Source organism: Acetobacterium sp. (assembly GCF_030652775.1).
Classification (GTDB): domain Bacteria; phylum Bacillota; class Clostridia; order Eubacteriales; family Eubacteriaceae; genus Acetobacterium.
On record NZ_JAUSPS010000097.1, the window covers coordinates 84,572 to 108,772 of the forward strand.

Below are 24,201 nucleotides of genomic sequence, written 5' to 3' on the forward strand. Positions count from 1 at the left end.
ATCAATAAACCAGATAAAATCAATCCCACAGTCTGAAATATTTTTCATTTTGACGAAAACTTTTTAAATTTCCCCCTTGACTCTGACCTTAGGTCATAGCTTATGATAGAATCAGGCAAGGGAAAACCAAGCCGAAACGAATCCCAGCAAGGAGAAGAAAATGAAAATGACAGTTAAGGAAGTGGCAACGCTAACCGGGGTCAGTGTGCGCACCCTTCACTACTACCATCGTGAAGGAATTCTGATCCCCAGCGAAATCACCGAAAACAAGTATCGATACTACGACGAAACCAACCTAGCGCAGCTCCAGACTATTCTGTTCTTACGGGAGCTGGATTTTTCGATCCAGGAAATCAAAGGGATTCTGGCCGATCCCGACTATGATGAAATGGATGCCTTTAAAAAACAACGCCACCTGCTGCTGCTCAAACGCTGCCGTCTGGACAAACTGATTGCCTTGCTGGATCAAAAATTAGAAGGAGAAGCAACCATGAATTTTAAACCATTTGATATGACTGAAATTGAAGCGAACAAGAAACAATACGAAACCGAGGTGAAAAGCCGCTGGGGTAAAACTGACGCCTATAGCCAGAGTCAGCAGAAAACCAATAAATATACCGCTGAAAACTGGGAAGCCATCCACAACGAAGCGGAAGCCATTTATGCCGGCTTTGTTACCCATATGGACAAGGAGGTCTCAGATCCGGCCGTCCAGGATCTGGTTGCTCAATGGCAGGCACACATCACCCGCCACTATTACGATTGCACCAAAGAAATTCTGTCCGGACTGGGGCTGATGTATGTCCATGACGACCGGTTCAAGGCGAACATTGACACTCACGCCGAAGGCCTGGCTCAGTTTATGAGCGATGCTATTGGGATTTATACCACTATATAGGGATTAAAACCCATTATCAGTATTATTATGCAAATATAAAGAACCATTTTGGGATCATCTACCATGTTTTCCCAAAGTGGTTCTTTTTTTTAACCCCATTCCCATAACTGCTCATACAATAATCGCTTTGGTTAATTATTGTTTCATGCGCAATGAGTCTTATTCCGCAACAACTAAAACATTACTGCTTTAATCTTCATTAAATCGTAATCTTTTGTTAACATAACGTTCACATTCATCTGCTATTATTTATTCATACACTCAATCAATATCCATGTCAATGGCAGTCGATTAACCCCAGCAAAACCGGTAGCGATACTCACCGCAGTTTCGTATATGCCTGATAATTATAAAATTAGGAGAATCAAAATGAATCAATTAACTTTAAACAACTACTTTACCCTGTCCGATCTGGAAAATGCCGTGACCAAAATCAGTCATAATATTAGCCGTACCCAGATCAAGCAAGTATTTGAGCAACCCCAGAAAACCTGCCTGAAATTTTTAAAGAGCCTCTGGTCCGACGTCAACATTGAAAACCACTGCGACCTGACCAATATTGATTTTAATGAGGTCAAAAAATCCGAGGATATTCTGATCCCCGAAACCATTGACAACCAGTGTCAGGAATGCCTCAATGCCAGCAAACATAAGCTGTCAACCTTTGAGCAGTTGTTTCTTTCCAACTATAACCTGGCCATGAATGACTTTGAAGACGGCAAAATCAAGGAATCATTTTCCAGTTATGACCACTATCTATAAACCCCTTCATCCAAGCTACTTAAAATCCAAAATCAGTCAAAATCAGTGAAGTTGTGTTCCAGATGGTATTCGATATTACTATCGTGCAGGATGACATTGGTAGTTTCGATCAGCTCCCCGAACATGACATTGGGAAATTCGTACCGATCAGCACCGAGGGGTTGGGCGGCGATCCACTCGTTGCTGTTGTAAATGTCATAGGGGGCATCACTGGCGCCGCTCTCGGTGACAATAATTTTGTTATCGCCGGGGGTTCCAAAGTCAACTTCTAAAATCATCGGATCGGTCGGATGGTAATCCCAGACCGTCGACTTCCAAAGGTGACAGGTATTTATTCTAATTGTCCCGCCATTTTCCGTGGTGGCAATCACCTCATAATAACCGCCGAGGTTCTGCCCCAGTGAGGCGGCAAAGATCCGGTCAATGCAATAGCTGTCGGTGAAATAAAGAATGTGCGTCGTGGGTTCAATGTAAGTGTACCAGAGTCCATCCATTTTGCTGCTAAAATCTTCGCTGGTCAGTTTTCCGATAAAGGGTCGGGCGGTTGATCCCGGTGCGGTTGCGCCTTTTGCGACGATCACAATCCTGATCCCTTCGAGACGATAGGACAGACCAGAGGTTCCGGCACTTTCCCCATTCTTAGCCCAATCAAGCCAGCCCACATTCTGGGCATGAACCTGATAGTAAACATCATAGTCTTCTGCATCGGCACCAGTTAGTCGAATCCCGATGGCTTCCAATCGCAATGACCGTCCCGAGGTGCCGCTCATGGCACCATCACTGACCCAGTCCTGCCAGCCGACATTCTGAACATGAGTACGATACTCAATCCCAACATCGACGGTCTCGTCATTCTGCTTGATCTCAATACCTTCCAGCCGCAGCGATTGTCCGGTGGTACCGCTTAATTCCCCATCCTGACGCCACTCCTGCCAGCCAATATTCTGGACATGGGAGTGATAAGAACAATTCAGGGCGATGTCCACAAAGGGCAGTTGGTGGGCTTGGGCATACTGCTGGGCAAAGGTGCCTGCTTCGCCAAAAATAGTGATATCAGGAGAGGATTCAAAAGCATTGTCGGCAATGCTGACCACCGTTTTTGGTATTGCAACCTTAAACAGATTGCGACAGGAACCAAAGGTATAATTATCAATTGCTGTCACCTGCTCCGGTATGGATATGCTTGTAAGCATGTCGCAGCGGGCAAAGGCTCCATAACCAATGGATTTCACCGTGTCCGGAATGATGATACTTTCCAGCGCACTGCATTCCCAGAAGGCGTTAGCCCCGATGGTCTCAAGCTTTTGCGGCAGCTCAATGCTTTTCAGACCGGTACATCCCCAGAATACATCACTGCCAATGCCAAGAATGCCGTCAGGGAGAACAATACTTTTTAGACTGACGCAATTGGAAAAGGCAAAATCCCCAATACTGACCACCGTTTTTCCGTCAAGCATTGATGGCACGATCACCTCGCCGCCGCTGCCAAGGTATTTGACAATTCTCACCCCAGTCTGATATTCTTCAACTTGAAAATCCGCTTCAACCGCCTTTCCCGAAATACTCACCTGGGCCAGCGCCGTAACTGGTAATAAGCCGATCAGGATCAGCGTTACCAGCAAACAAATCGATTTTTTCAGATACGTTTTCATGATCATTTCCTCCTTGTTATTTTGAACCATTTGTTTAGTCCATAACCAATTGGAAACAGCAAAACCGCAAGTCCGGAAACTGTGATGCGCTTTGCTTTTCACTATTTGTCTACCCTTTCTGACGACGCTGAAACTTGATTGAAGGTCATCTGAGTATTTTTTTTATTTTACTGACATAATCGCAGTTGATGATTGTTCTTATTCCCTGTATACTATTAAAAAACGACATGTTTTTGATGAATAGAAAGGAAACGCTTATGAAATATCTGGTTATCGGAGCCGGCGGGACTGGCGGATGCATTGGGGCTTATCTGGCCAAAGCGGAAAAAGATGTGACCTTAATTGCCAGAGGCCATCACCTGGACACAATCCAAAAAAACGGGCTTGAAGTAGAAACCAATTGGCAAGGGACTTATACCGTGTCCCCGATCAAGGCCTGTGACAGTGAACATTATGAGGATCAACCGGATGTGATTTTTGTCTGCGTCAAAGGTTATTCACTTGCCGAAATTGTTCCGTTTATCAAACGGGTCGCACATAAAAATACCGTGGTGATTCCCATTTTAAACATTTATGGTACCGGTGAAAAACTTCAAGCCCTGCTTCCCGAGTTGCTGGTTACCGACGGCTGCATTTATATCTCCGCCAATATTACTGATCCCGGAAAAATCAAGATGCACGGCGAAATTTTCAGAGTTTTTTTCGGGATCCGTGATCCCGCTCAATTCCGGCCGGTGCTGAAACAAATTGAAGCAGATTTAAATGACAGCGGTATTCTGGGCGTCCTGTCCCCGGATATCCGCAAAGACGCCTTGCAGAAATTTTCCTATGTGTCGGCAATGGCAGCCTGCGGTTTGTATTATCATGTTGAGGCCGGAGCGGTTCAGAAACCTGGTGAAATCAGAGACACCTATATTGATTTGCTGCGCGAAATCAAGCTCCTGGCGCTGGCCATGGACATTCATTTCGACGTTGATATCATCGAGTTTAATCTGGATATTCTGGACTCGCTGGCGCCGACGGCATCAACCTCGATGCAACGTGATATTAACCTGGGGAAAAAGTCGGAAATTGATGGCCTGGTTTTTGAAGTCCTGCGGATGGGAGAGCACTACCATGTTCCCATGCCGACGTATCAACGACTAGCGCAAACATTTGATGGATATGCTCAGTAACAGACTCTGCCATCAGGGCTATCATTGCGTCTATCCCCGACACAACACCAAGATCCACCATTAACACCAATTCAATTTGAACCGGTACAATAAAAAAACTTGCATCCATCAACTCAAAACGCTAAAATAAAACAATATACTAAAAATTCCAATATGAGAGAGAAGACCATGAATAACCAGAAAGAACAAATCCTCCAGGTGGCCAGCAAGCTGTTTTATGAACAAGGCTATAAGAAAACTTATCTGGATCAAATTGCCGAGATCTGCGAAATTACCAAACCCCTGATTTCCTATTATTATAAATCAAAATCAAGTTTGGCCCGGGCGGTCTCAGATACCTTCCTTTTCGAGCTTAAAAACAACGTTGCCTTTAAACTTTATACTGACTATTTCAAAGAGCGAAAGGTCGATCTTCAAGTCAGCACGGCGGTGGAAATCCGGCTGTATAACCTGATGTTTCTCACTGATCCCAATGCCATGCGGTTTTTGAAAGAGCTGGCCGATGATAAATATGAGGATTTATTCAGTCAGGACAGCATCCGTCTCTATAAAATCCATGATCGCCGTTATCATCTTAAAATACATAACAACATAGATGAATTGGCAATGATTGCCAATGCGGCTCGTGGTGCCTCTTTTTCTGTTTTATGGGCTTACAACCGGGGCGAATTCAATTGCACCCAGGAAGATTGCCTGGATTATATCACCCGGCTAAACTTTGTGCTGATGCATATTGATCCAATCCGCATCGATGCCATTCTGTCCGAAAGTAAGGAAGTCCTTAAACAGGTTCCCTTTGCAATTAAACCTTATTTTCAGATTGAATAATGCTAACTCTTAACTGTAAAAACCTCCCGGATTCATAGTTGAATCCGGGAGGTTTTTGCGTTGATGACGGTTATTTAGTAGTCTATCTTTTGTCCAGAATGGCATTGCCAATAAAGGACATCACCCCAACAGCAGCCAGACCGATGGCCGCCAACAGAAATTTGATTTCGATATTGCCGCCGGCTAAATTAGCTACCCCATTGGAAAGGATGGGTGAGACAAAAATTCCCACACTGGTAGCTGCTGTGACGATGGCAATGGCCAATGAACTGATCGAGGGATGAACGGCATTGGCAGCTAGAAAGGTTCCCGCCGGATTAATAGTGGCCAGGCAGAATCCACAACACATCGCTCCGATAAATAGTGAAGGCAGCGAGCCAATCACAAAGATAACCAGCATCCCCAAAGCGCCAACCAACAGGGATACCGGAATGACGAATTGCTTAAGCACCCGTTGCATCCGTCCAAACAACACCCCAGTGAGCATCCCGGCGGCTGACATCGAGGTATTGATCAGCCCGCTGGTGGAGGCATCCCCCAATCCCTTTCCGGCTACGTAGAGGGCGATATTAGTTTGAAAAACAAACAGGAAGACCCCGAACAGAAACATGGTCAAGGCCGTAAAATAAACCCGGGCATTGAGCTTGACACTTTTTTCTGTGTGTTTTTCTTCAGTGTGCGCCGGGGCACGATCCATGGGCAGGTTTTTCATGACGATCACAATCACTGGTATGAAAACCAGATAAACCAGGTATGACATTTGCCAGGAAATCCCAGCCAGCATCCCCGAGGTGAACAGCAGTACCATGCTACCCCCGTTGACAAATGCCGACTGGAGCCCCATCAGAGCGCCACTTTCCTCCGCCACAAAATAATCAGCAATCAGAGCCATGGACATAGTAGAATTCATCCCCTGGGCGATCCCCAACAGCAAACTGCAGCCCAGCAACACATAAATGCTGGTGGATCCGAAAAGCAGGGCAATCATCCCCCCAGCCAATCCGCAGACCAGGCCAAAAATCACCAGGTTTTTCTTCGGCAGCCGCAGCGATAAGGGCCCGGACGCAAAAGCAAACACCAACCCCATCAATGACGGGATGGTTAAAACCATCGAAATCAACGATGAGTCCACTCCCACAAAATAGGCCTGAATATCGGCCAGAATCGCTGATGCGGTCATTGATATCATCAATAATGATGAGATGGACAGAATCGCGACTTTAATTTTTCTCTTTTCCAAGACTTTCTCCTATACTCTTTTCCATTTTTTTTGCCGACACATTTCATAAAACAGTCATAAAACTTTACCGGTTAAATTTAGAATATTATATTATATTTTGATTTGCCTGTCAACGCTTTCAGTGTTAACAACAAACATCTATACGGCTGAAACCTTAAAATCTAAAGAAGCCGTATTCAACCTAGATGATGGTTGAATACGGCTTCCTTTATTTTTTTGATAGTGCTTCCAAAGGGTTTGTCTGTTTTCTATCTTCTTTTTAATTCAAACTGATTAATCATTTGTTTTAACATTTCTGCCTGACCGGACAGTTCTTCACTGGCGGCGGCGCTCTGTTCAGCGGTGGCAGAATTCTGTTGAACAACCTGTGCGACCTGTTCGATGCCGGTGTTAATCTGGGCAATTCCAGTCGCCTGCTCGTTGGAAGCTTCGGCAATATTTCCAACCAAGTCGGTGACTTCTCTGATCCCTTCGACGATTTCATCTAGCGCCGATGCGGTATCATCCGCAATTTTCGTCCCATGTTGAACCTTATTGATGGATCCTTCAATTAAAACAGTCGTTTCTTTAGCGGCCTCTGCACTTCTGGCCGCCAGGGTTCTTACTTCCTCGGCAACCACAGCAAAACCCTTGCCGTGCTGACCCGCTCTTGCCGCTTCAACGGCGGCGTTTAAAGCCAAAATATTGGTCTGGAAGGCAATATCGTCAATGACTTTGATAATCTTGGAAATATCCTGAGATGACTGATTAATCTCAACCATCGCACCCTGCATTTCCGTCATTTGCGCATTTCCTTTGGCAGCATTTTCGCGGACATCCATGGCCAGTTCTCTAGCTTTGTTGGCATTCATGGCGTTGTCTTTGGTTTGATCGGCAACCTCGGTAATCGATGCGGTCAGTTCCTGAATCGAGCTCGCCTGTTCGGTAGAACCTTGCGCTAGTGACTGGCTTCCCATTGAAACCTGAGCGGAACCGGCGGTTACCTGTTGCGCCGCATCACTGATATCTCCCAGTAATTTATTTAGTGAAGTAATAATCCCATTTAAGTCATTGGACATTTTTCGGAAATCTCCACCGTAATCACGAACCTGTTCTAAATTAAGATTTCCTTTTTCAATTTCTCCGGTAACAACTGACATTTCCTGAACAACGTTCTCAATCCGGACAGCCGTGTAGTTAACAGACTTAACCAGTTCATCAAATTCACCCTTATAGGTGCCGGCAACTTCCACATGTAAAATTCCTTTGGCCATTTCAACCATTACTTTAGCCACTTCTCGGGTTGGTTTGGCAATTTCATCAAGAATATTGTTCATCCCACCAACAAGATCTTCCCATGCACCTTTAAATTTACTGGCATCTGCCCGGGTATCCAATTCCCCGTCAATGGCGGCACTGGTTAGCATGGTGGCATCATTAATCAGATTGCCGATCGATTTCTTAACCTCAGCTAAATTACTGCCGATTTCACTGAATTGGCGATATACCTCCTCAGTATATTCTCCGGCTGCGGCAATGTTCGTATCAAGATCCAAGTCACCTTCTGCTAAACGCAATAAGTTCATTTCTAATCGTTTTATTTCTGTATTGGAGTACTCATTCACACTGATAATGGATGTCAAATCCGTTACAATTTCGACATAGCCTATCTTCTCGCCTTTTTTGTTGACCAGATACGCCGTATCCTGTTTGTTGTTTCTGCCGACCCATTCAAAATAACTGTCGGTCAAGCCTTGATCTACCAGTCGTCTGATTCCACAGCCCTCGGTGTTACAGATATTAGCATTCGCACTGCTACATGGCATGCCACAAGCGGCATCACGATTATTTATTACTCCATTTAGAATCATCAGATCAGAAAACGGCTTGTTTAAAAATGTCCAATTCATATCGTTGTCAATAACGTGAACTGGGAACGGAATAGCATCCAGGATCGCTTCATACCACTCCATCTTATCAACAACAATATCCATCACTTTGTTGGCATTTAAAACGGCATTTTTGTATTCGCCGACAAGATCATCAGCTGGATCTCGCTTCGAGAATTCGCCACTTTGCGCCCATTCCACCAGCAACGCCGTGTCACCGGCAAAGCGTTTAATGGAATCTCTGATTGTAACCAAACTATTCCCCAGGACATCCTGATCCGATCCGCTGATGATTTCAACCGTCATATCCCCTTCCGCCAGTTTCTTTGCAGTTGCGGTATGCATCTTGATATTCTCAGCAATATTTGCAAAGGCTGCACTGAGTTCACCCAATTGATCCTGAGAATGATCAATTTCAATCACCATATCAATGTCGCCCTTGGACAGTCGACTGGCAGCTAGGGTCAAACTTGATAGTTTGTTTGAGACACCTTTTACCGCTATGATAAATACCCCCAGCATTGCAACCAGACCGATACCAAAAATCAACACCATGTTGTTCTGGTCGCCCATTGTCACAACCAGACCGGCAACAATTAAAAATACCGCACTGATTGGCAACCCTACCGATAATAACAACTTTGATAATAAACTCTTTTTATTATTCATTTTTTCCTCCATGATGTTTATCTAATTGTATTTATACCCTTACTAACCGAATTATTCAGATCAAACTGGAAATAAATGATGTTAAAAAAAACTAACCGCAGCTTTGGGTTTCTAGTTTTTCGGATGCATCACATCATCCTGAATGCCATTGATCAAACGCTCTTAATCATCAAAGTTTAAGGCAATTTTTTACTCTTATTTAAATTATCAAGCAGCAAATATTGCAACTATATAATCGATTACTGATATTATAAACTTATTCGCAATAATATACCAATGTTTTTTACTCTATTTTTGACTTTTGTGAAATACACTGATAATATTTTGCACATTACTGATAATATTTTGCACATTTATGGAATCACTTTTCAACCCATTATTAGAAATTCACATACAAAAAAACCGCATCAACCTTTTTATTGGTTCGATACGGCTTTTGTTCGTTTAATTATGATTTCTTTGACTTATTCAAAATGAACCCGCTCGGCATCAAACCGGTCTTTCTGCTCGGTATCAGCCACCGGGTAACCAATCGGAATAATGGCGTAAGGCGTCAGATGATCCGGTACATTCAGTACTTTTCGGACATTTTCCATTCGATCTGCCAGCGGTGCAATACCAATCCAGACTGCTCCCAGTTCCAGTTCCGTGACTTCAAGCAGAATATTTTCGGTGCATGCAGCCATATCGATGTCGGCAAATTCTGGCATCATCATTTCTTTACGGTAAACCGGCACAATCGCCATGGCAGCATCTTTAATGCATCCGCCATAGGGACTGCAGTCGGCCAGAGCGGCCAGGGTTTCTTTATTTTTGACCACATAAAACTCCCAAGGCTGCTGATTGGCGGCTGATGGTGCGGCCATGGCGGCTCTAAGAATCTTATCGATTTTTTCCGCTTCCACTTCCTTATTTTCATACTTTCTGACACTAGTTCGATTAAAAATTACGCTCATTTTTTTCCTCCAAATTTTTCATAATTGTATTTTTGTAATTTCTTGCGCCTTGCTCTTATTCATGCTATCATTTTACCAATCATTTTCATAAAAACAAGTATGTACTATTTAGTTACTTACTACCCAAAAGGATAGTAAGTATTCAAAAAACTGCTAAAGGAGTCCCAAATGACTGAAAAAAATCATTTCTGTTTCCCCATTGATGCCACCATCAGCCTGATCGGCGGTAAATATAAAACCAAGATTCTCTGGAATCTGGTCAACTAATGAAGAAATCACATCAGTGATGCGATCGGATTGTTTGCCTACTTGTCATAAAGAATATTTTTACGCAAGGTCTCGGCCTCTTTCACACCAGCTAAAACCGCCACGATTTCCAGGGCAAAATCCACCGCTTTTCCCGGACCCCGCGAGGTGATTATGTTGCCGTCCTTGACGACCGCATCCTGTAGATAGATTGAATTAGGGATATCCTTTTCAAACCCAGGGTAAGATGTCACTTTTTTTCCAGCGATGATCTTTGCTTTTTCTAAAACGATCGGCCCGGCACAGATCGCAGCCACTAATTTCCCGGCGGTATGCATGTCTCTAACGATTTTCACAACCCGTTGATCGTCTCTTAGATTCGCTGCCCCTGGCATTCCGCCGGGAATAATGACGGCCTCGTAGGCGTCAAGGTCTGCCAGCTCATCGATGTGTTTGTCCGCTTTTACTTCGATCTGATGACTTCCGGAAACCTGAAGGCTGTCGCCGATGGCAACCATATCAACCTTAATCGGGTTGACTCTTCTTAAATAATCGACAACGGTTAAGGCTTCCACTTCCTCAAATCCCGCTGCTAAAAAAACAATTACATTCATTTATTTTCCTCCCTTTGCGTTATTATTACGATACCATGCAACGCTTAATATAAAATACAAAGCCGCAGCGTTTGTTTTTGTCTCTATTTTAACAGAAATTCGACCTCAGTTGGAGCGGATTATCAATGTCGGCGGAAATTACTTTAACATCTGTTGGGTGCCCGACACTCACCATCAGCAAGGCTGTTTTGATATTATTAGTCAAAATAGATGCTGCCGCCGATGAATTCACGCAATATTGAATTAAAAGGGACTTTCTCAGTATTAATTGGCTCACAGAAGGATAGAATATTAAGCAGGCGATCTCTTGTCTTCACATAGGGGCTGTTATCATCTATTTTATTTAAGGATGCTTCGGCAAAAGTTCTCATTGCATTTAATTCGTAAAGAAGGCTCGAATTAAACATCACGTCAGATTCTTCCTGGAATTTAAAAACGTTTTTATACTCGCCGCGCCGTACATTTTCCCACTGATCCAGGGTATCCTCCGGATGCGTACCGCGGAATTGGTCGCCTCTGACGATTCGTCTAATCAGCCGTACTTCAGAACTCGGCACTCTGTTTTCCAAGTTGAAATTTAACTGAAACAGTGAGCTGAGGTAGACTTTAAAAAGCATGTTCCGGTTGATACCCAAAAACAATACCGGATTCAATGCATGGATCCCTTCTACGACAAGTATTTCATCGGGTCCGACTTGCAGTCTCCTTGTTTGGCTGGAACGATGGCCGGTTTTAAAATCATAGATCGGCGTTTCAATCGTTTTTCCATTTATCAGCTCGACAAGCTGCTGTTGCAAATAGGGAAGATCCAAAGCATCAAGACAGTCAAAATCTGGCTTGCCGTCCTCAGTAAGCGGCGTCACTTCGCGGTTCACAAAATAATCATCCATCGCAAGCGTAACCGGCTTTAATCCGTTCACACTCAACTGTGTCGATAATCGTTGCGCAAATGTCGTCTTTCCTGAAGAAGATGGCCCTGAAATCAGCAGTACCCGCAGAGCCCGCTGCTGCTGCAGAATCATCACGGCAATATCGGATATTTCTTTTTCGTGCAGGGCTTCGGCCATCCCCAACAGCTTCAGGCTGGCGCTGCTGACGACAAAGTCGTTAACATCATTAAGCAACTCAATATTAATATTTTTCAGCCACTTTTGTGTCTTATCATACATTGCCGAGAGTTTATCCGGCGGAATTAACGAGGTGTTGCAATCGCGGTCAATGTCTCCAAAGTCGACAATAAAACCATCTGCATAAGGAATTACACAGAAAGGATCCATATCTTCAACGTTTGTTTCGCAGGGATAAATCATTTTTACAACATAGTCATCTACCTGATAAAAGTAGTAGCCTCCCTCATGCTTTAAAAAGTCAATATCAGGATTACTCAAAATCCATTCTTTTAGTTTTTTTTCAATCTGATAGACTTCTCTGATTGAAATTGCAGAATCGGCAAATCGGCAAAACACTCCCTCCATAATTGAATAAGCGATTTTAAGTGATTCTTGAGGAAAAAGCTGCCTGATTACAATGATCAATCCCAGCTTACAAGTCTGCCGGCTTTGAATCAAATGTGTTTCTCGCATCGTCATACCTTCTTTCTATCTAATTTATGATTGCGTATCTTAGTATCAGACACCGGTTTGATTGTTTTCTTTCTTGTTTATATCCTCGCCAAGGCGTATTTATCCATTTCGTGGTTAAGTAACTTCATAATCGTCAACTCATCCATCGCATCAGTCAGCGCATTATGCAACTCACAGTATTCCAGCTCTGCGCTTAACATCCGGTAAACACTCTCCACGCCGTAGCCTCGCTTCAATCTGCCGGTGCCGTAGCATTCGGCACAATCAGGTATGCTGTGATTGTGCTGTCGATATGCCGCCACCTTCATAATGTCATACCAGGTAAAATGCCTTAATTCTGGCAGATGCCGGTAATCAAACGCAGCGTTGTAAGCAAACATCGCCGTGGCCTCATGATCTGAAAGAAACTGCCGCAATTCAGCCATTGCCTTTTCCCGTGAACACTCAAGGTCAGGTTTGATGCCGTTGGAATATAGGGCGTATGTGTACATCCCGCCATGATCCTTGAACGGTGTGAGGATGTAATATCGTTTGTCGACCAACTCGAAGGTCACCGCATCGGCGATGACAATCCCAACCGACATAACCGCATCACCCCAGGTCGTTTCCGTGTCAATTACAGCGAATTTGCTCATTTTTTTCTCCTTTTTCGCAATGCTCACAATACTTTCTGTCAAGCACAGGCTTGCCGCAAGACTGGCTACTGTATTGTACCATTTTTTTGTTACTCATTGGATTTGCCCTCCAAATTTTTTGTTAGATTTTCCTTTGTTTTCAATAAAAACATCGATATGTTAAGCTTGTGTCTGGTACAAAATTTCAAAGTTTATTTTTATTATACGCCCCTGCCATCAAAAAAACTATTCCTAATTCGATTTTTTCGCCATGCTTATTCTCCATATTCATCTTATTTGACATTTGTCAAAGACTTCCCCAGATTAACGCAAAAACCCCGCCAGCAAAGTGGCGAGGTGTATCACTAAATATTCAAATTGCGGGGCTATCAGACCGTTCAGGCGTCAACATGCCCACTATCCCCATCTAAATCCAGTGCTTCCCGATCCAGATTCTCATAACAGACCACCTGGTTGCGGCCGTTGCGCTTGGCAACATGGAGCGCCTGGTCGGCTTTTTTGATGGTCTCGAAACAATCACCGCCTTCATAGATGGCAACCCCCAGGGAAATGGTGATCTTGCTCACACCGTTAACCGACTTTTCCACCGAGCAGCGGATTCGTTCAGCCACCAGGCTGGCCTTATCCCGTTGGCAATCAAACAGAATTGCGACAAACTCCTGGCCACCCCAGCGAATCACCAGATCCGGTCCCCGGAGACTGTGGCGGATACAGTCTGCCACAAACTGCAGAATCCGGTCGCCCTCATCGTGTCCATAGGTGTCATTGACCTGCTTAAAATGATCGACATCCATAATCACAATGGCAATGGCATCACTCATGAAAGACAAGTTATGCCCTTCACCCATGATCTTATGGAGCTGCCGCCGATTGAAAACCTGGGTCAAAGGATCGTGGAACAGGGCAAAGTCGAGTTTTTTCTGGGTAATATAATGATCATAATAAAACCCGGTAGCAATCAAATCCAAGAAACACAATAGCACGATCACCGGAACATTAAAGGACAATATCACATCCAGATTGGGAAAATGATAAAGCTGATCCGCCAGTAGGATATCGCCGATCAATGCCAACTGAGCGGCCATGGCGTAAAACGGCGGCGCACTGAAAGCGACCAGCAGCAGGATAAAGCTCATGATCATAAAACTTTCATTGACATAGGACTGATCGACCACGTAGGAACCTGCCCAGATGTTTCCCCAGATCACAACATGGACCATCATCAGCGAAATAGCCGACATGATCCGATAATTGCTGGTCTTTCGATAGGCCAGCACCACCACCGCCAGGGGAATCACCACCAGGCTTCGAATTAACAGGGATTGCCAGGAAAACTGCTCGGTCACCTGCCAGTCAGTCACTATGAGAATAAAAAATATCAAAGCCGAGACAAACAAGATTACCAGATTAAAACGTTTATAATAATCGTATTTGGCCTGGTAAAAATCCTCTTCTGCCTTACCCTCTAGTCTTAAAAATGCATCCATCTGCCTGACCTCCCCATGCTAGTCGTTTCCTTCATTAAACCCCATCTTGCCTGGATTTGTCAAGAACAACCGCTTAGCCAGACCAGCAAAGCATTTTTGCGAGTCGGGTAATCCGGGGATCAGATTGCCAACACTGTTTATTTATTTTAAACGATCAGGTGCTGTTTTATTTCTTTTTTACAGATTCGCCAACAGCATCGCTTCCACCGTTTCAAACCCCAGTCGGGCAATGGTCTGGGCAAATCGCTCCTTGGGCAGACCCTGTTCTTGATAAAAGAAAATAATTTTCTCCACCAGCTTCAAAACGTCTTCCGGCTCGGTAAAAATTCGACGTAGCGGTTTACCGATGGCGACCTGTTTGCCCCAGCGGCCGCCAATCACAATCTGATAGCCGATTTCCCCGCCAACGACGGCATCAAACGGACATTTGCCAATACAGAGGCCGCAGTTTTTGCACTTTTCGCGGTTGATCCCAATCACTCCATTATCCAACTGGACGGCTTCAATCCCACAGTTTTTTTTGACGCCACAGATTTTGCAATTCTTACAGAGCTCGGGATTTACAACTGGCACCGATTGGCCAATGATTCCCAGGTCATTGAGATCTGGCTTCATGCAGTTGTTGGGACATCCGCCCACAGCGATTTTAAATTTATGGGGTAGTGCCAAATCCCCAAGCCCAGTATAAAAGCGCTCATGGATTTCCCGGGACAGCCAAAAGGTATCAATCAACCCGTATTGGCAGGTACTGCCTTTACAGGAGGTGATCGGACGAACTTTAGCACCGGTTCCCCCAGTTTCCAGTCCCGCTGTCGCCAGATGGGTTCTAAAATTGTCGATCTGTTCAAAGGGGATTCCCTGACATTCGACGGTTAACCGGGTGGTCAAGCTCAGGTTACCATTGCCGTATTTTTCGGCCGCTTCCACCATACACCGCATTTCATCGGCGGTAACCATCCCATTGCGGGTAATCACCCGGCCAGAAAACGCATCGGTTCCTTTATTGCTTAAAAACCCCAAGGCTTTAACTCTTTTTTCTTCTTCATTGCTGATTGTCAGTGTTGCCATTTGCTTTTCTCTTAATAGGTCCTATTGTTGACTTTCTTTATATTTCATGTCCATGTGTGTTTAGTATAGCACTTGCCTTTCGATAATTAAAATGATAATATTTTATATTATCGATAAGAATTACTTATATTATAAATCTGCGAGGAGGATCCATGGATATTCGTCATCTGAAAATTATGATTGCTGTGACCGAAGCTGGCTCCATGTCAGGAGCGGCTAAAACGTTGTATATCACCCAGCCCGCCGTCAGTCAGGTGATTAAAGAACTCGAAAACCATTATGGCTGCCGACTTTTTGAACGCCTGGGCAAAGGGATCTTTATCACCGAAGCCGGGAAACTACTATGCAGCCAGGCGCAAATGGTGATCCGGCAATTTGAGACGCTGGAAGAAAACATGCAGAATATGCGCGCTAGAGAGATGCTGAAAGTGGGCTCGACCATCACCGTGGGTGCCTGCATCATGCCCGGTTTGATGGTCGATTTTCAAAAAATACATCCCTCTGTCGATCCCTATAACTTTGTCAACAATACCAAGATTATTGAGGAGCGGCTGCTCCAGTCCCAACTGGATATCGGATTGGTGGAGGGCGAGGTTCGCCATCCGGATCTGGTCGTCGAGCCAGTGATTCCGGATTACTTAGTGATTATCTGCAGTCCCCACCATCCGTTTGCTGGGCGAACTTTTATCGACGCCCGGGAACTGGAAAATGAAACCTTCGTGATGCGCGAAGATGGCAGCGGTACCCGAGAATTATTTGAATCCTTTGCCCAGAGCCGGGGCTTTCATTTAAAGATCACCTGGGAGGTCACCGCTCCGGAAATCATCAAAACCATCGTGCAAAAAAACAACGCCCTGGCCGCCATTTCCATCCGACTGGTGGAGGCAGAACTGAAAAACGGCAGCATCTATGCTATCCGGCACCCGGAAAACAGGTGGAACCGAAGCTTTAATCTGGTTTATCATAAACATAAACAGATCACTACCGGCATGCAGGGTTTTATCGATCTGGCTCGAAAATTTGGCCGCCAGGAAGTCGGGAGCGATCAACCCTTTGGCATTCTACAATAAGAAAAGGCCACTTGCTCCTTTTTGTTGCGTCCTAGATCAGCAGGTTCATATAAAAATCAAGGCTTTCTTTGCTGAACCGCTCAAAATTGGCCCGGGCAAAATCCGGGGTCAGCGGATAGCTTTCTTTGAATGTATCCCAGTCGAACAAATATTGAGACTGCGGCTTGGGCACCAGGCTTTCATTAACGACAAAGCCTTCACTGTTTAGCGGCATACCAAAAGATTCACCAGAGTTTTCGTAGCTGGCGTTGTCCCGGATGTACTCGGTTAAGGCGGCCAGGGTTTCCAGATTCACTTCTTTCAGGGTTAACGGGTTTTTGTCAAAACCAAAAATATAACCGCCACCGGGAAGCATAATATCCAGGAAGGCTTTGGCGCGGTCAACAATCTGGGCTGGAGTGTCTGTCTTCAAAGAACTGCTGGGGAATAGGCCAGTGATCATAAATTTTTCTCCCAGTTTATCTTTGATGGTTCGGGGATCACCGTATTCAAAAGCGATCTTACAGCCGGCCGGGATTTCCGACAGCAGGATATCCAGATAACGGCTCCAATCATGTTCACAGAACATATTGGGACGAGCGCCCACCGCCGCATACTGCTGCAGCATAGTTTTATAGGAAGGCAGATAGATCTCCACAAAATCTTTTTCCCGCATAAAGGTCGGCATATGCAACGGAATAAAAACCGATCCTTCGGGATGGATATTTCTCGGTAACCCCCAATGATAAAGCAACGGCATCACCGCTGCGGCCGCTTCCTGCAGCTGGGTTTTATGACGGCGGATATCCATGCTGATCCCGGAAAAGCTGCGTAGCTGATCGGCAATAAAATCCAGCGGAGCTTCAGTAAAACTAAATGAACCGCGAGGACTGCCGGGGTAATAGCCATGGGTCTGGATCAGTTCAAAAAAGGTTGGCAGAAAGGCTATTTCGTCATTCTGCAAGGCCATTTTACCCATCTGGATAGCAGTGGCCATTTTAATCGGATTCTTCGGATCAAGGTTTTTGTGCTGCCGGGGGATAACAGTTTCCACCAAAAAATCAAAGGTGTTTTCAATCAATTGGGGATATTCGTCATCCATCATTCCGACCACCTCAGGATGCTGCACAAAGCCGCCATTCCCCATTACAAAAGACTGAGATCCATAGAGCTGATACATCGACGGGGTCCGGGACAGCAGAAAATTAGTCGGTGCTACCGGACAGGAATCCGAATATATTTTTGCACATAGCTCCCGAGCCGGGTCGGCCAGCATGGCGTAGTTAAACTGAAAATCAAACAGATTCTGACTACCATATTCGGCCACCAGATGATAGGGCAGGGTGATCCCGATTGGCATCCGCTCAGGAATTGTGTTGGCATAGATATCACTGTACAGTTTACCCCGTTGCTGTTGTAAGACTAACACATCACTCATTTTTTCCTCCGTTTTATTTAGATTGATTATTCATAACTAATTTTCTATCGGCTAACCCAATTTCATACTGCATACTTCCCAATCCGGTTATTCACCAGATCACCTACCGCTTCAGTCGCTTCAAATAGATCATTGGCGTAGGCATCAGCCTTGATTCGACCAGCATATTCGGCGGTAACTGGTGCTCCACCGACAATTACTTTTACCTGCGATCGCAGCCCCTCTTCAATCAATACATCCATCATATTATCCAGTTCTGGCAGGGTGGTGGTTAACAATGACGACAAGGCCAAAACATGAGGCTTGTGCATCCGAATCGCCTTAATAAAGGTTTCTGCCGGCACATCAATCCCCAGATCAATCACCGTATAACCGCTGCCCTGAAGCATCATGATTACCAGGTTTTTGCCGATATCATGGAGATCCCCGGCCACGGTACCGATAGCCACAATGCCTTTAGTGACACCGGAAAACCGTGAAAGAATCGGTTCCATCAAATACATGGCAGCATGGGCTGCCCGGGAAGCCATCAGTACATCGGTTACGTAGATTTCGCCGTTAAACATTTTCTGACCCAGATCTTTAAAGGCCGGATTGATGGCTGTTTGGATGATCTTATCAGTTCGCAGCCCATGATTGAGGGCTTCTTTGGTTTTATTCATGGCAATCTGGGTTTCTCCGTTTTCGATGGCCTGCTGTAATTCGATTAGTATTTTTTCCATATTCTGCACCTATCGTTTATGAACTTTTCTAAATTGAGTTGGCGTAATCCCTTCAACTTTGCGAAATACCTTGGTAAAATAGCCGGCATCCCCATAACCCACCGATTCAGCAATGGTCTGGATTTGATAGTGGGGATTCAACAACAGCTTTTTCGATTTCTCAACTCTCACCTTTAGCACGTAATCCATGATCGGCATCCCCAGTTGCTCCTTGAATATTCGACCCGCATGGCCGGTACTTAGACAAGCTGATTCGGCAATGGCATCGACCGACAGATTTTCCGGATAGTGGTTTTCAATATAATCGACCATTATACCAATGTTGGGATTTTCTGATTTTTCTCCAAACTGCTCAAAGGTTTCCAGATAAGCATCCACCGCCCGAGATGCCAGAACACAGATGCTTTCGATCGAATCATTCTGATAAATCTGGGCGATGGCCTGGCTGTTGATTCCCTGAAAGGTGTCGGCCTCCAGCCCCATTTGACAGGCAACCCGGGAGAGGATCACCAGCAACTCAGTCATTTTTGCCCGCATTAACGACAGGTTCTGGTGGGCTTCATAGCGCTGGCTGGAAATGAGTCCTTCCAGATATGCCTTGGCTTTTTTTCGATTGTTCCGAAGCTGTAGCAGTATCTCGCCTTCATCAATCAAAAAACCGGATAAAACCGTCTCATGGTTTTTTTCAAGATTCTTTCGGTTTTCAATTTCAGCATGATAGAGGGTCCGCTGCATGGCGAATTCCCGGGACTGTTCGTAATTCTCCCAACCAGCTTTCATGATGTAATTGGCCACGACATATAAAAGATAGGCTGAGGCCTGAACCTGGTTGCCGGTAACGATGGCCAGTTCCCCCACCGCTTCAAACAACTCCTCAAAGTCATCGGTCAACGGCTGGTTCATTTTGCGCAGCTCAATCCAGAAAAATTCTTCCGGTTCCCACATCAGCACCTGTCCGCAAATGATGGTTCCAACATGTTCATCGTTTAAGATGATCGGCGCTGCCCATTCAATCAGCCCGGAAGGGCAACGAAAAATATAAGGCTCACCAAACAGCGCCGCCTGCTTGCCAGCCCGTTTGTAGGCCGCCTGACAACGGTTCTTCCCACCGTCCAGATTGTAAATGATGCGGCAGAATTTGCAGCATTTCTTGATGCCTTTTCGCGGGAAAATGGAAACCCCTTCGACATCCACAATATTGGCCATCAGGCCGGTGGTGGTGGTGAAGGCGTCGAGAATTTCCTGGAGGGTTTTAATGTCCACCAGGTCGCTGATGCGTTTTTGAGTTGTTTGGAGAGGGTCTGGTTGTCTGTCCATTGTTTCACCTGCAAAACTTAATTCTGTTTTTTTATCAGTATAGCATGATTTTTCTAAAAACAATATTAAATATACAAAGGCCGCCTTTTTTACAAAGATAAAACAACACAGCGTGTTTAATGCGCTGTGTTGTTTTAACTCTTTATTTGACTGTGCTTTGTCTCCCCCCAACTTGCCATGGCATGTCGGTTATACCCGTACCGAGTAAACATAACTTAATATAGCTCAAAAATATTGGAGTAAACTCTGGTTCCCCCCCCTCGATCATGACATAAAAATTTTCTCTCTGATTCATCTATATATCATCCCGTTATATTTTTATTGGCCCATGAATCCCCTGTCGGTAAGCGCGGATATACTCCACGCAGTATTCGTCATCCCCCATCAATGCCTCAGTAGCAAAAATGATGCCCATCAGATCCCGATCGGTGGGATCAAGAATCCCACTATCCAGCCCGGCCATCATGGCCATAACGGTAAAACCCATGTTCACCGTCTTTCTGGCTGGCAGATTAAAAGAACAGTTGCTGATAGCTCCAGTCACATGGATTGTTGGGTACTGCGCTTTTATCGCCCGAATCACATCCATGACCATCGAAACCCCGTCTTCAGATGTGCAGAGCATTTCGACCAGCGGATCAATGTGGAGTCGCGAAGCGGCAATGCCGTATGCTTTGGCTTTGGCCATCGTATCAGCAAACACATCCAGCCGATCTTTGGCTGTTTTGGGAATTCCCTTGTCGCTATTTAGCAGCGCCACACATTCCCAGGCGGTATCAGCGATTGCTGCAAAACCCACATCGGCCTTGTTCCCTTCCATGGAAACCGAATTGAATAAACCTGGACATTTGCAGAACTTCATTGCCTCAACGCAGGTCTGAACGTTGGGACTATCAACCGCAATGGGGGTGTCGGTTACCTCCTGGACGATATCGATGAGCCATTTCATGGTTTCAAGCTCCACATCATTTTCCACTGAGGCACAGACATCGATAAAATCAACCCCAGCCGCCGTCTGGATTCTGGCCAGATTTTTAATAAACTCGGCATCCCGCTCGGCAATGGCTTTGGCTGTGGCTGGAATGGCACCGTTTATTTTTTCTCCAATGATGATCATTTTTATGTTTCCCCTATCTATTTTTTCTTTTCTATCATTTATTTTATGGTTTCATGTCCGGAAAAAATATCCCGGACATCATAACCGCTTCCTTGTATTTATATTTTTTATGCATTCACCACCTGTTACCAACTATTTATTGAACCTTTTGATATTTTGCTAATCAAGTCTACCAGCTAAGCCGATATTTCATCTCATCATACCAAATTAAAGCTTATCTACCTGATGCCATGCTCCAATCATTGGTCCTAATCGCGAATCGCCAACAAACAGCGAGTTGCCATTTTCATTCAACAAAGTTGGAAAAAGTATGAAATTGCCGTATTTTCCATACTGTCTGGCACAGCGGATGGTCTCTGCAACGACTTCTTCAGTTGAAGCACCAATATAACTAGCTGGACCTGAAGAGTCCCAACCGCCTTCGACAATCAATTGACCCTGATATTTTTCCATAATCGCTTCTAGATCATTGCTGATCTGTGCCGAACTCCAGATTTTAGCACCCATTTCGACGTAATCTTCTACGATCTTTCCGCATTTTCCGCAGGTGTGCTGGCAAAATACCACGCCTCGGGAAGTCACTGCCTCAATAATTCTTCGATGTGCTGGTTTGATGACTTCCCGATAAACTTTTGGAGACATAAACAAACCATTGGCAGTCGCTAAATCATCTAAATAGGTGATAACATCCGGTTGATAAGCGTCAATGAAACGATTCATACAGGCAATTTTATAGTCAGCAAAAGCTTCGAAAAATTCCCGACAGGAATCGGGATCTTCAACCAGTGAACACAGAGTGTTTTCAAAACCCATAAATGCGGCCAGCCGTTCGAACAATCCGGAGGGACTGTAAACATTGATGATGACTTCATCCCGATTTACACCGGCCAGTTCCATTTTTGCTGCTTCTTCAATTCCTAAGGTATCGACATCCGGAAATTTCACATAGTCTTTCCAGTCAGCAATATCCTCAAACATAAACTTGTTTGGCTCCGGCATCTCCCCTTCTTTAGTCAAGATCCAATTGACACCAAAGACATCCACTCCACCTATTGTCGGTTGATCTGCCCGATCAGCTCCACCAATACAGATTTTATATACCTCCATAATATTGGGAATAAACTCTGGTTTTTTCCCCTCGATCATAGCAAAAAAATTCTCTCTCTGATTCATCTCTATCCTCCCGTTATTTTTTTATTTGTTTATCAATACCATCTTATCTAACTAGTTCTTTGGCCTTTACCGCAGCGCTACCGGCATCTGCTGCATAGCCATCGGCTCCAATTTCGGCGGCGAATTCCGGCGTTACTGGAGCGCCGCCCACAATCACCTTGCATCCAGTCAGTCCGCTGGCTTTAATGGTTTGAACCGCCTCTTTTAAAGCTGGCATCGTGGTGGTCAATAATCCCGAACAGGCAATTAATGTGACCTTTTCATTTTCTTTAGCGGCTTCCACAAATCTCGCCGCAGGCACATCCACGCCCAGATCAACCATGGTAAACCCGGCGCTTTCAATCATCATCGAGACCAGGTTTTTGCCGATATCATGGAGATCGCCAGCGACGGTTCCGATCACACAGGTTCCCAGTGACGCTGAAGTATCGCCAGCCATCAGCGGTCTGATCACATCTACCCCTTTTGACATGGCTTTGGCGGCAATCAGCATTTCCGGCACGAATATATCTCCAGCAGAAAATTTATCACCCACCACGCTCATGGAATCCACCATAGCCTGAAGAATTTCTGCTGGCTGGCCGCCGGCATCTAATGCTTCCTGTACGGCTAATCCAATCATTTTGGACTTGCCTGTTTCCACCAATTCTTTCACATCTTGAATTTTTGACATCCTTTTTTCCTCCTATTATAGTCGATTTTTGTCAATTTGTTGGCTAACGATTTTGAAATATCCAGTTTATTTTCTTACTGGCTCATCAGGTCTCGGACATACTTTTTCTCCAAATCTGAAATGCTTAACCACCTTTTTATTTATTTTGTAATATCTGTATTATATATAAATAAAAGCACCGATTAAATGGACAAAGTCACATCATTTTATGACAATTGCAGCTTGTTTTCCGAAATTTATTTGAGTTCTATAAAAAAAGGACTATTCAAACATGGAAATGACAATAATAGGATTATTCCGACCTTACTTTGATGCGACAGCATTATCTAGTTATTTAGTCACTGATCTGTTTATTCCTTTAAAATAAAGAAAAGGTCAATCCTTAAGTGCTTAGGATTGACCTTTATAAAAGATTATGTTTCACTTCGGCCTCAAGCAAGAGCTTTTCAACTTGATGAAATTTAACATCTGTCGGTTTTCTGATGTTCTCGACTTTCAGGAGCCTACATGTTCAATTGTTCGACAAATAAGCTACTTCTTATTTACACCCGATTCGTGCGACAATCCGCACAATCCGCGGTCGATTATACCGCTGGGCAATCACACAGGGCAGATTAATGACCAGGGCGTAGATCAGCATATAGAGAATCACGATCGGCGGCGTAAAAAAGCCGAAGACCCAGAAGGGTAGAATCGCCAGCCAGTGGATCATTTCGGCCCGGCAGGATTCCAGTAGGTATTTATCAAGATTATCTTTTTTAAAACTGACCAGCTTTTTCTTTTCAAAACCGCCCTTGACCAACGATCCACCATCGGGCAGGTATTTTTTCCAGTGTCGCACCCGGAACCACTTTTCATAGATCTCGCCATCGTTTTCCCAGGGATGCGTCCGGTAGAACCAGGCAGCGTAGTCAAACCAGCGATCCGGCAGGCGAGTGCAGATCATGGCAGCGCTTACCATCAGAAACGGCCAAACGATAAAACACAGGAGAATTGTCAGCCCCTGGGGCAGAAAAATGATTTGCATGATC

The 24,201-nt window shown here is 44.8% G+C and carries 21 protein-coding genes; 5 read left to right on the forward strand and 16 right to left on the reverse strand.

Going from position 1 to position 24,201, the window contains the following annotated elements:
* Positions 1-160 precede the first annotated feature (160 nt).
* Both Q7J41_RS17390 and Q7J41_RS17395 read left to right on the forward strand, forming a co-directional pair.
* Positions 161-898, forward strand: coding sequence for a MerR family transcriptional regulator (locus Q7J41_RS17390; RefSeq protein ID WP_304889704.1), 738 nt, complete (start codon positions 161-163; stop codon positions 896-898).
* Positions 899-1,267: 369 nt separating this feature from the next.
* Positions 1,268-1,660: a hypothetical protein gene (locus Q7J41_RS17395; RefSeq protein ID WP_304889705.1), complete on the forward strand. Its 393-nt coding sequence runs from the start codon at positions 1,268-1,270 to the stop codon at positions 1,658-1,660.
* A gap of 32 nt (positions 1,661-1,692) precedes the next feature.
* Here Q7J41_RS17395 and Q7J41_RS17400 read toward each other — a convergent pair whose 3' ends face one another.
* Complete coding sequence (locus Q7J41_RS17400; RefSeq protein WP_304889706.1) at positions 1,693-3,312, reverse strand: leucine-rich repeat protein; 1,620 nt, start codon at positions 3,310-3,312, stop codon at positions 1,693-1,695.
* 257 nt (positions 3,313-3,569) lie between these two features.
* On the opposite strand from Q7J41_RS17400, the gene Q7J41_RS17405 reads away from it, so the two are divergent.
* Positions 3,570-4,487 (forward strand): ketopantoate reductase family protein, encoded by a 918-nt coding sequence (locus Q7J41_RS17405; RefSeq protein ID WP_304889707.1) that lies wholly within the window; start codon positions 3,570-3,572, stop codon positions 4,485-4,487.
* Between the two features lie 168 nt (positions 4,488-4,655).
* Positions 4,656-5,315 carry a TetR family transcriptional regulator gene (locus tag Q7J41_RS17410; RefSeq protein WP_304889708.1) on the forward strand — a complete coding sequence of 220 codons (660 nt, stop codon included), beginning with the start codon at positions 4,656-4,658 and terminating at the stop codon, positions 5,313-5,315.
* Between the two features lie 82 nt (positions 5,316-5,397).
* Here the strand turns inward: Q7J41_RS17410 and Q7J41_RS17415 are convergent, their stop codons facing one another.
* The 8 genes from Q7J41_RS17415 to Q7J41_RS17450 all read right to left on the reverse strand — a co-directional run bounded on the left by Q7J41_RS17415 (position 5,398) and on the right by Q7J41_RS17450 (position 15,681).
* Positions 5,398-6,555, reverse strand: a complete 1,158-nt coding sequence (locus Q7J41_RS17415) for an MFS transporter (protein WP_304889709.1) — start codon at positions 6,553-6,555, stop codon at positions 5,398-5,400.
* A 248-nt stretch (positions 6,556-6,803) separates the two neighbouring features.
* Positions 6,804-9,092, reverse strand: a complete 2,289-nt coding sequence (locus Q7J41_RS17420; protein ID WP_304889710.1) for a methyl-accepting chemotaxis protein — start codon at positions 9,090-9,092, stop codon at positions 6,804-6,806.
* Between the two features lie 464 nt (positions 9,093-9,556).
* Positions 9,557-10,048, reverse strand: a complete 492-nt coding sequence (locus tag Q7J41_RS17425) for a nitroreductase family protein (RefSeq protein WP_304889711.1) — start codon at positions 10,046-10,048, stop codon at positions 9,557-9,559.
* Between the two features lie 305 nt (positions 10,049-10,353).
* Entirely contained in the window at positions 10,354-10,908 is a 555-nt protein-coding gene (locus tag Q7J41_RS17430; protein ID WP_304889712.1) for a DJ-1 family glyoxalase III, read from the reverse strand.
* 197 nt (positions 10,909-11,105) lie between these two features.
* The gene (locus tag Q7J41_RS17435) at positions 11,106-12,491 is read right to left on the reverse strand and encodes a uridine kinase (RefSeq protein ID WP_304889714.1); all 1,386 of its coding nucleotides are present in this window, start codon (positions 12,489-12,491) and stop codon (positions 11,106-11,108) included.
* A gap of 77 nt (positions 12,492-12,568) precedes the next feature.
* Positions 12,569-13,126 carry a hypothetical protein gene (locus Q7J41_RS17440; protein WP_304889715.1) on the reverse strand — a complete coding sequence of 186 codons (558 nt, stop codon included), beginning with the start codon at positions 13,124-13,126 and terminating at the stop codon, positions 12,569-12,571.
* Positions 13,127-13,503: 377 nt separating this feature from the next.
* Positions 13,504-14,613 carry a diguanylate cyclase gene (locus Q7J41_RS17445; protein WP_304889716.1) on the reverse strand — a complete coding sequence of 370 codons (1,110 nt, stop codon included), beginning with the start codon at positions 14,611-14,613 and terminating at the stop codon, positions 13,504-13,506.
* A 177-nt stretch (positions 14,614-14,790) separates the two neighbouring features.
* Positions 14,791-15,681 (reverse strand): 4Fe-4S binding protein, encoded by an 891-nt coding sequence (locus tag Q7J41_RS17450; RefSeq protein ID WP_304889717.1) that lies wholly within the window; start codon positions 15,679-15,681, stop codon positions 14,791-14,793.
* A 152-nt stretch (positions 15,682-15,833) separates the two neighbouring features.
* On the opposite strand from Q7J41_RS17450, the gene Q7J41_RS17455 reads away from it, so the two are divergent.
* Positions 15,834-16,751, forward strand: coding sequence for a LysR family transcriptional regulator (locus Q7J41_RS17455; protein ID WP_304889718.1), 918 nt, complete (start codon positions 15,834-15,836; stop codon positions 16,749-16,751).
* Between the two features lie 31 nt (positions 16,752-16,782).
* On the opposite strand, the gene Q7J41_RS17460 is transcribed toward Q7J41_RS17455, so the two are convergent.
* The 7 genes from Q7J41_RS17460 to Q7J41_RS17490 all read right to left on the reverse strand — a co-directional run bounded on the left by Q7J41_RS17460 (position 16,783) and on the right by Q7J41_RS17490 (position 24,197).
* Entirely contained in the window at positions 16,783-18,168 is a 1,386-nt protein-coding gene (locus Q7J41_RS17460) for a hypothetical protein (protein ID WP_304889719.1), read from the reverse strand.
* Positions 18,169-18,230: 62 nt separating this feature from the next.
* Positions 18,231-18,890 (reverse strand): B12-binding domain-containing protein, encoded by a 660-nt coding sequence (locus Q7J41_RS17465; protein ID WP_304889720.1) that lies wholly within the window; start codon positions 18,888-18,890, stop codon positions 18,231-18,233.
* A gap of 9 nt (positions 18,891-18,899) precedes the next feature.
* Positions 18,900-20,207 carry a PocR ligand-binding domain-containing protein gene (locus Q7J41_RS17470; RefSeq protein WP_304889721.1) on the reverse strand — a complete coding sequence of 436 codons (1,308 nt, stop codon included), beginning with the start codon at positions 20,205-20,207 and terminating at the stop codon, positions 18,900-18,902.
* Positions 20,208-20,517: 310 nt separating this feature from the next.
* Positions 20,518-21,324 (reverse strand): methyltetrahydrofolate cobalamin methyltransferase, encoded by an 807-nt coding sequence (locus Q7J41_RS17475; protein WP_304889722.1) that lies wholly within the window; start codon positions 21,322-21,324, stop codon positions 20,518-20,520.
* Positions 21,325-21,531: 207 nt separating this feature from the next.
* Entirely contained in the window at positions 21,532-22,497 is a 966-nt protein-coding gene (locus Q7J41_RS17480; protein WP_304889723.1) for a uroporphyrinogen decarboxylase family protein, read from the reverse strand.
* Between the two features lie 43 nt (positions 22,498-22,540).
* Positions 22,541-23,170 carry a corrinoid protein gene (locus Q7J41_RS17485; RefSeq protein ID WP_304889724.1) on the reverse strand — a complete coding sequence of 210 codons (630 nt, stop codon included), beginning with the start codon at positions 23,168-23,170 and terminating at the stop codon, positions 22,541-22,543.
* Between the two features lie 538 nt (positions 23,171-23,708).
* Complete coding sequence (locus tag Q7J41_RS17490) at positions 23,709-24,197, reverse strand: hypothetical protein (protein WP_304889726.1); 489 nt, start codon at positions 24,195-24,197, stop codon at positions 23,709-23,711.
* Positions 24,198-24,201: the final 4 nt, after the last annotated feature.

Coding starts and splice junctions, on each gene's coding strand:
- Q7J41_RS17465 (WP_304889720.1), bottom strand. CDS start 18,890: ATGGAAAAAATACTAATCGAATTACAGCAGGCCATCGAAAACGGAGAA.
- Q7J41_RS17410 (WP_304889708.1), top strand. CDS start 4,656: ATGAATAACCAGAAAGAACAAATCCTCCAGGTGGCCAGCAAGCTGTTT.
- Q7J41_RS17445 (WP_304889716.1), bottom strand. CDS start 14,613: ATGGATGCATTTTTAAGACTAGAGGGTAAGGCAGAAGAGGATTTTTAC.
- Q7J41_RS17400 (WP_304889706.1), bottom strand. CDS start 3,312: ATGAAAACGTATCTGAAAAAATCGATTTGTTTGCTGGTAACGCTGATC.
- Q7J41_RS17395 (WP_304889705.1), top strand. CDS start 1,268: ATGAATCAATTAACTTTAAACAACTACTTTACCCTGTCCGATCTGGAA.
- Q7J41_RS17430 (WP_304889712.1), bottom strand. CDS start 10,908: ATGAATGTAATTGTTTTTTTAGCAGCGGGATTTGAGGAAGTGGAAGCC.
- Q7J41_RS17485 (WP_304889724.1), bottom strand. CDS start 23,170: ATGTCAAAAATTCAAGATGTGAAAGAATTGGTGGAAACAGGCAAGTCC.
- Q7J41_RS17470 (WP_304889721.1), bottom strand. CDS start 20,207: ATGGACAGACAACCAGACCCTCTCCAAACAACTCAAAAACGCATCAGC.
- Q7J41_RS17455 (WP_304889718.1), top strand. CDS start 15,834: ATGGATATTCGTCATCTGAAAATTATGATTGCTGTGACCGAAGCTGGC.
- Q7J41_RS17405 (WP_304889707.1), top strand. CDS start 3,570: ATGAAATATCTGGTTATCGGAGCCGGCGGGACTGGCGGATGCATTGGG.
- Q7J41_RS17420 (WP_304889710.1), bottom strand. CDS start 9,092: ATGAATAATAAAAAGAGTTTATTATCAAAGTTGTTATTATCGGTAGGG.
- Q7J41_RS17390 (WP_304889704.1), top strand. CDS start 161: ATGAAAATGACAGTTAAGGAAGTGGCAACGCTAACCGGGGTCAGTGTG.
- Q7J41_RS17460 (WP_304889719.1), bottom strand. CDS start 18,168: ATGAGTGATGTGTTAGTCTTACAACAGCAACGGGGTAAACTGTACAGT.
- Q7J41_RS17480 (WP_304889723.1), bottom strand. CDS start 22,497: ATGAATCAGAGAGAGAATTTTTTTGCTATGATCGAGGGGAAAAAACCA.
- Q7J41_RS17440 (WP_304889715.1), bottom strand. CDS start 13,126: ATGAGCAAATTCGCTGTAATTGACACGGAAACGACCTGGGGTGATGCG.
- Q7J41_RS17475 (WP_304889722.1), bottom strand. CDS start 21,324: ATGATCATCATTGGAGAAAAAATAAACGGTGCCATTCCAGCCACAGCC.
- Q7J41_RS17490 (WP_304889726.1), bottom strand. CDS start 24,197: ATGCAAATCATTTTTCTGCCCCAGGGGCTGACAATTCTCCTGTGTTTT.
- Q7J41_RS17425 (WP_304889711.1), bottom strand. CDS start 10,048: ATGAGCGTAATTTTTAATCGAACTAGTGTCAGAAAGTATGAAAATAAG.
- Q7J41_RS17450 (WP_304889717.1), bottom strand. CDS start 15,681: ATGGCAACACTGACAATCAGCAATGAAGAAGAAAAAAGAGTTAAAGCC.
- Q7J41_RS17435 (WP_304889714.1), bottom strand. CDS start 12,491: ATGCGAGAAACACATTTGATTCAAAGCCGGCAGACTTGTAAGCTGGGA.